8 protein-coding genes are annotated in these 5,965 nt (G+C 70.8%); all 8 read left to right on the forward strand.

The window, feature by feature from the left end:
• Window positions 1-484: MFS transporter (locus ACE3T5_RS20780; RefSeq protein WP_374670018.1), on the forward strand; the 484-nt coding region annotated here is incomplete at its 5' end.
• Complete coding sequence (locus tag ACE3T5_RS20785; protein WP_374670019.1) at window positions 481-618, forward strand: hypothetical protein; 138 nt, start codon at window positions 481-483, stop codon at window positions 616-618. The genes ACE3T5_RS20780 and ACE3T5_RS20785, both read left to right, overlap by 4 nt.
• A gap of 102 nt (window positions 619-720) precedes the next feature.
• On the forward strand, window positions 721-1,392 hold the full coding sequence (locus ACE3T5_RS20790; protein WP_374670020.1) for a cytochrome c: 672 nt from the start codon (window positions 721-723) through the stop codon (window positions 1,390-1,392).
• Window positions 1,393-1,429: 37 nt separating this feature from the next.
• Window positions 1,430-2,242 carry an SDR family oxidoreductase gene (locus ACE3T5_RS20795; protein ID WP_374670021.1) on the forward strand — a complete coding sequence of 271 codons (813 nt, stop codon included), beginning with the start codon at window positions 1,430-1,432 and terminating at the stop codon, window positions 2,240-2,242.
• A 23-nt stretch (window positions 2,243-2,265) separates the two neighbouring features.
• Window positions 2,266-2,808, forward strand: coding sequence for a class I SAM-dependent methyltransferase (locus ACE3T5_RS20800; protein WP_374670022.1), 543 nt, complete (start codon window positions 2,266-2,268; stop codon window positions 2,806-2,808).
• A 46-nt stretch (window positions 2,809-2,854) separates the two neighbouring features.
• Window positions 2,855-3,742, forward strand: coding sequence for a 4-hydroxy-tetrahydrodipicolinate synthase (gene dapA / locus ACE3T5_RS20805; protein WP_374670023.1), 888 nt, complete (start codon window positions 2,855-2,857; stop codon window positions 3,740-3,742).
• Window positions 3,743-3,783: 41 nt separating this feature from the next.
• Window positions 3,784-4,869: an outer membrane protein assembly factor BamC gene (bamC, locus tag ACE3T5_RS20810; protein WP_374670024.1), complete on the forward strand. Its 1,086-nt coding sequence runs from the start codon at window positions 3,784-3,786 to the stop codon at window positions 4,867-4,869.
• A gap of 13 nt (window positions 4,870-4,882) precedes the next feature.
• Entirely contained in the window at window positions 4,883-5,662 is a 780-nt protein-coding gene (locus ACE3T5_RS20815; RefSeq protein ID WP_374670025.1) for an MBL fold metallo-hydrolase, read from the forward strand.
• Window positions 5,663-5,965: the final 303 nt, after the last annotated feature.

Here is a 5,965-nt window from a genome sequence, read left to right on the forward strand (position 1 = left end):
CCTGTCGCCGCAGGTGGCCAGCTACGCGCTGGCGCTGATCGGCCTGTTCAACGTGTTCGGCACCTACATCGCCGGCTCGCTGGGCCAGAAGCTCGCCAAGCGCAAGATCCTGGCGGCCATCTACCTCGGCCGTTCCATTGCCATCGCGGTGTTCCTGTGGGCGCCGCTCACACCGATGTCGGTGTACCTCTTCGCCAGCGTGATGGGCCTGCTGTGGCTGTCCACCATTCCGCCCACCAACGCCACCATCGCCCAGATCTTCGGTGTGGCGCACCTGTCCATGCTCGGCGGGTTCGTCTTCTTCAGCCACCAGATCGGCTCGTTCATGGGCGTGTGGCTGGGCGGCCTGCTGTACGACCGCACCGGCAGCTACGACATCGTCTGGTACATCGCCATCGCCCTGGGCCTGTTCGCGGCGGTCGTGAACCTGCCGGTCCGCGAAGCGCCCATCGCGCGCGACCATGGGGCACCGCAGGCGGCATGAGAGACCTTGCCGTCCTCAAGAAGCTGGCCCTCTGGGCCGCTGCCACGACGGTGCTGCTGTGCGTGTTCGCGCTCTACACCCGGCCGGACATGATGGTGGCGGTCAGCGAGATGATCTGGGCCTGCTTCAACTGATCGCTGGGGTGGCGCTGGCCCCAGCCGGGTTGACGCTCATCAAGGACACCCGTGGCCGAGCCGGGCGATCATGACGGCCACCTCATCCCATCCCTTCGCGCCATGAATCCGAAGCGCCTCGTGGTCGGCCTGGCGGCCGCCCTGCTCGCCGCCCTGACGCTGCTGGCGCCCCGCCCGGCGCTCGCCCAGACGGCCCCCGCGCGCACGGCCGTCGCGCCCGACGAGCGCCTGAAGGAAGTGGACCGCGACCCCAAGCTCTATGAGCAGTACTGGAAGAACGGCCGCAAGGTGGCGGCCTTCTGCGCCAACTGCCATGGCGAGGGCGGCAACAGCGTCAAGCCCGACGTGCCCAACCTGGCCGGCCAGAACACCGCCTACCTGCTCGACCAGGTGAAGCAGTTCGCCGACGGCCGGCGCAAGAACCTGTTCATGGAAGGGCTGGTCAAGGCCCTGAGCCCCGACGAGAAGGTGGCCGTGGCGGTCTTCTACGCCAGCCAGGTGGTCCAGCACCGCCCCGCGCGGGATGCCGCGCTGGCCGCGCGCGGCAAGGCGCTGTACGAGCGCAACTGCTTCCGCTGCCACGGCGACCACGGCCACGGCAGCGAGCAGTACGCCCGCATTGCCGGCCAGCAGGACGAATACCTCGCCCTCACGCTGCGCCGCTACCGCGACGGCTCCGCCGGCCGGGCGGACCCGGTGATGGCGGCCAACACCCGCAACCTGACGGACGCCGACCTGCAGGCCGTGGTGGCCTACGTCGCATCGATGAAATAGTGGCGCGCAGCGCATGCGGCGCGCTAAAGTGCGCCGCATGATCGTGACCCTCATCACCGGCGCCTCCGACGGCATCGGCGCCGAACTGGCGCGCCAGCTGGCCGCCCGCCAGAAGACCGAGGCCGCGCTGGCGCTCGCCGGGCGCAACGCCGACAAGCTGCACGCCGTGGCCGCCCAGTGCGCGGTGCATGGCGCCCAGGTGCACACGCACGCCGCGGATGTCGGCTTCGAAACCCAGTGCCGCGCCCTGGTGGCCGGCACCGTGGCCCGCTTCGGCCGGCTGGACAACCTGATCAACAACGCCGGCATCTCGGCGCAGGCCCTGTTCGAGGAAGTCCACGCCAGCGACCTGCACTGGTACGAGACGCTCATGCGCGTCAACCATTGTGGCGCCGTCTGGTGCACGCACGAGGCGCTGCCACACCTGAAGGCCTCGCGCGGCCGCATCGTGGCGGTGAACTCCCTGGCCGGCCTGGTGGGGGTGCCCGGCCGCACGGCCTACAGCGCGAGCAAGTTCGCCATGACCGGCTTCTTCGAGGCCCTGCGCGCGGAACTCAAGGGCGCCGGCGTGAGCGTGACCACCGCCTACCCCGGCGTGGTGGCCACGCAGATCCGCTACCGCGGCTTCAACGCCCGCGGCGAGGCGGCCGGCGCGAGCGGCCTGAAGGAGGACGACGCCATGTCCGTGGACGACTGCACGCGCCTCATCCTGGCCGGCATGCAGCGCCGCGACCGCGAGGTGGTGATGACGACCCGCGGCAAGCTCGGCCGCCTGCTCAAGATCCTGGCGCCCGGCCTGGTGGAGAACATGGCCCTGGCCGCCCTGAAGGAAGAAGTGCGCCCCCGTTGAGCGCGGCGCGGAAAGGCCCAGCCATGCACGCCTCCGACACCCCCTCTGCCTGGGTCCGGCGATTCAGCCACCTGGTGCCGCCCGAAGGCACGGTGCTCGACGTCGCCTGCGGGCATGGCCGTCACATGCGCTGGTTCGCCGAGCGCGGCCATGCGGTCACCGGCGTCGACCGCGACCCGGCCGCGCTGCAGGAGGCAGCGCGCTGGGGTGCCACCGTGGCCGCCGACATCGAACGCAACGGCTGGCCTTTCGCGCCCGGGCGCCAGTTCGACGCGGTGATCGTCACCAACTACCTGTGGCGGCCCCTGCTGCACGACCTGCTGGGCGCGGTGGCGCCGGGCGGCGCGCTGATCCACGAGACCTTCGCCAAGGGCAACGAGACGGTGGGCAAGCCCTCGCGGCCCGATTTCCTGCTGCTGCCCGGCGAGCTGCTGCGCGCCTATGCGGGCCTGCGCGTGGTGGCCTACGAAGACGGCTTCCTGGAGGATCCGCCCCGCTTCGTGCAGCGCATCGCCGCCGTGCGGGACGACCCCGCGCAGCCCCTGCCGCGCCACCGGCTGGGCTGACCGGCCCCACTCGGTAGAATCCGCCTTTCCCCGCTACAAGAAGTCCATGACACCGATTACTGGCAGCATCGTGGCCCTGGTGACCCCGATGCACGACGACGGCAGCGTCGACTACCCGGCCCTGCGCCGCCTGGTCGACTGGCACATCGCCGAGGGCACCGACTGCATCGGCGTCGTCGGCACCACGGGCGAATCGCCCACCGTGTCGGTCGAGGAGCACTGCGAGATCATCCGCGTCGCGGTGGAGCAGGCGGCCCGCCGCGTGCCCATCATGGCCGGCTGCGGCGCCAACTCCACCGCCGAGGCCATCGCCCTGGCGAAGTACGCGCGCAAGGTCGGCGCCGACTGCCAGCTGCAGGTGGTGCCCTACTACAACAAGCCCACGCAGGAAGGCCTGTACCGCCACTTCAAGGCCATCGCCGAGGAAACCGGCGACCTGCCGACGGTGCTGTACAACGTGCCCGGCCGCACCGTCGCCGACATGCAGCACGACACCGTGCTGCGCCTGGCCGAGGTGCCCGGCATCGTCGGCATCAAGGAAGCGACCGGCAACATCGAGCGCGCCCAGTGGCTGATCCGCGACGTGCCCCAGGGCTTCGCGGTCTATTCGGGTGATGACCCGACGGCCGTGGCCCTCATGCTGTGCGGCGGCCAGGGCAACATCAGCGTCACCGCCAACGTGGCGCCGCACCTGATGCACGAGCTGTGCGTAGCCGCCATCGCCGGGGACGCGAAGCGCGCCATGGCCATCCAGCTGCGCCTGCTGCCGGTGCACAAGAACCTGTTCCTCGAGGCGAACCCGATCCCGGTGAAGTGGGCCATGGCCCGCATGGGCCTCATGGGGGGCGCGCTGCGCCTGCCCATGACGCCGCTTTCCCGATCGCACGAGCCCGCGGTCGAGGCCGCGCTGCGCGCCGCCGGCCTGCTGGCCTGAGCCTCATCCGGGCCCTGCCCACCCTCCAATCCTTCAAGGGGATGCAAGTGAATCGTCGCATGAAGTCCGGCCTGCTGGCCCTCGCCGCGCTCGCGCTGGCGGGCTGCTCGGTGCTGGAAGGCGAGAAGATCGACTACAAGAGCGCCAGCCGCGGCGTCTCGCTGGAGATCCCGCCCGACCTGACCCAGTTGTCGCGCGACTCGCGCTACGTGGTGCCCGGCGGCCCCGTCACGGCCACCGGCTTCCAGGCCGGCCAGGCCATCCCCGGTGTGCCGACGGCGGCCACCGCCATCGGCGACGTGCGCATCGAGCGCGCGGGCAACCAGCGCTGGCTGGTGGTCAACCGCCCGGCGGACCAGCTCTGGCAGCCGGTGCGCGACTTCTGGCAGGAGAACGGCTTCCTGCTCGCGCTGGACCAGCCCAACCTGGGCATCATGGAGACCGACTGGGCCGAGAACCGCGCCAAGATCCCGCAGGACTTCATCCGCAGCACGCTGGGCAAGCTGATCGACTCCGCCTACTCCACCGCGGAGCGTGACCGCTTCCGCACCCGGCTGGAGCGCTCCGCCAGCGGTGGCACCGAGATCTTCATCAGCCACCGCGGCATGATCGAGGTGTACAACAACCAGCAGAAGGACCAGACGGTCTGGCAGCCGCGCCCCTCCGATTCCGAGCTGGAAGCGGAATTCCTGCGCCGGCTGATGGTGCGCCTGGGCGCGCCGCAGGCACAGGCCCAGGCCGCCGCAGCGACCGCGCCAGCCAAGACCGTGGCCCGCCTCGCCACCGTGAACAACCAGCCGGTGGTGGTGATCGACGAAGCCTTCGACCGCGCCTGGCGCCGCGTTGGCCTGGCACTGGACCGCACCGGCTTCACCGTCGAAGACCGCGACCGCAGCCAGGGCACCTACTTCGTGCGTTACGTGGCGCCCAACCCCGACCGCAAGGACCCCGGCTTCTTCGGCCGGCTGTTCCGCAACGACCCGGTGGAGCAGCCCCTGAAGTACCGCATCGCCCTCAAGGGCGAAGGCCAGACGACCACCGTCTCGGTCCAGAACGCGAATGGCGCGCCCGAGGTCTCGGCCAACGCGCAGCGCATCGTGCAGGTGATCGCCGACGACCTGAAGTAGGCCACCGCGGGCGGTGCTGCGCTTCAAGTCCCTGGGCAGCGGCAGCGCCGGCAACGCCACGCTGGTGCAGGCCGGCGACGGCGCGCACCGTGTGCACCTGCTGGTGGACTGCGGCCTGGGCCAGCGCGAGGCGGATCGCCGCCTGGGCGCCGCGGGCCTGCTGGCCGGCGACCTGGACGCCCTCTTCATCACACACGAGCATGGGGATCACATCGGCTGCGCCCGCCAGCTCGCGCTGCGCGAGCGCATTCCGGTATGGATGAGCGCGGGCACCTGGGCCGCGCTGGGCCAGCCCGATTTCGACGGCCTGCTGCGCATCGCCACTGACGACGTGCCCATCGACCTCGGCCCGCTGCAGTTGCGGCCCTTCACCGTACCGCACGACGCGCGCGAGCCGCTGCAGCTGGTCTGCACCGACGGCGACGCGCGCCTGGGCCTGGTGACGGATCTGGGGCATGTCTCCAGCCACGTGCTGCAGCAGCTCGAAGGCTGCCGCACGCTGCTGCTGGAGTGCAACCACGATGAGGCCCTGCTCGCCGCCTCCAGCTATCCGCCCTTCCTGAAGCGCCGCGTGGGCGGTGCCTGGGGCCACCTGGCCAACAGCGCGGCCGCGGAGCTGGCGCGCGCGCTGCATGCGCAGGCCCCGCTGCGCCAGGTGCTGGCCGCGCACCTGAGCGAGCAGAACAACCGGCCCGAGCTGGCGCAGGCAGCGCTGGCGGCAGCGCTGGGTTGCAGCGAAGGGGACATCGCCGTGGCCGACGCAGCCGCGGGCAGCGACTGGCTGGCTGCCTGAGCGAACGCAGCAGCGCTGGGCGCGTCGATCAGGCGCGCATCGCCGGGACCGCTGGGGTTGACACCCCAGCCTACGAAAACCTGCGGTCGAACGGTCGTTCGCGTAGGCTGGTGGTGGAGCGAAGCGAAACCCCAGCGCTCGCCCCGCGGCCACATCGGCATTATCTAGCTGACGCACTGGATGGCAGCTCATCCTTGAGCGACCATCCAGAGCATGGCCAAGAACCGTGACTACACGGGCCTGCTCCGGACTCCGCCGTCCATGGCGTGGCTGATCAGAGAGCGGGCCCGCCTCCAGGGAGGA

It is taken from the genome of Ramlibacter sp. (assembly GCF_041916345.1).
Classification (GTDB): domain Bacteria; phylum Pseudomonadota; class Gammaproteobacteria; order Burkholderiales; family Burkholderiaceae_C; genus Ramlibacter.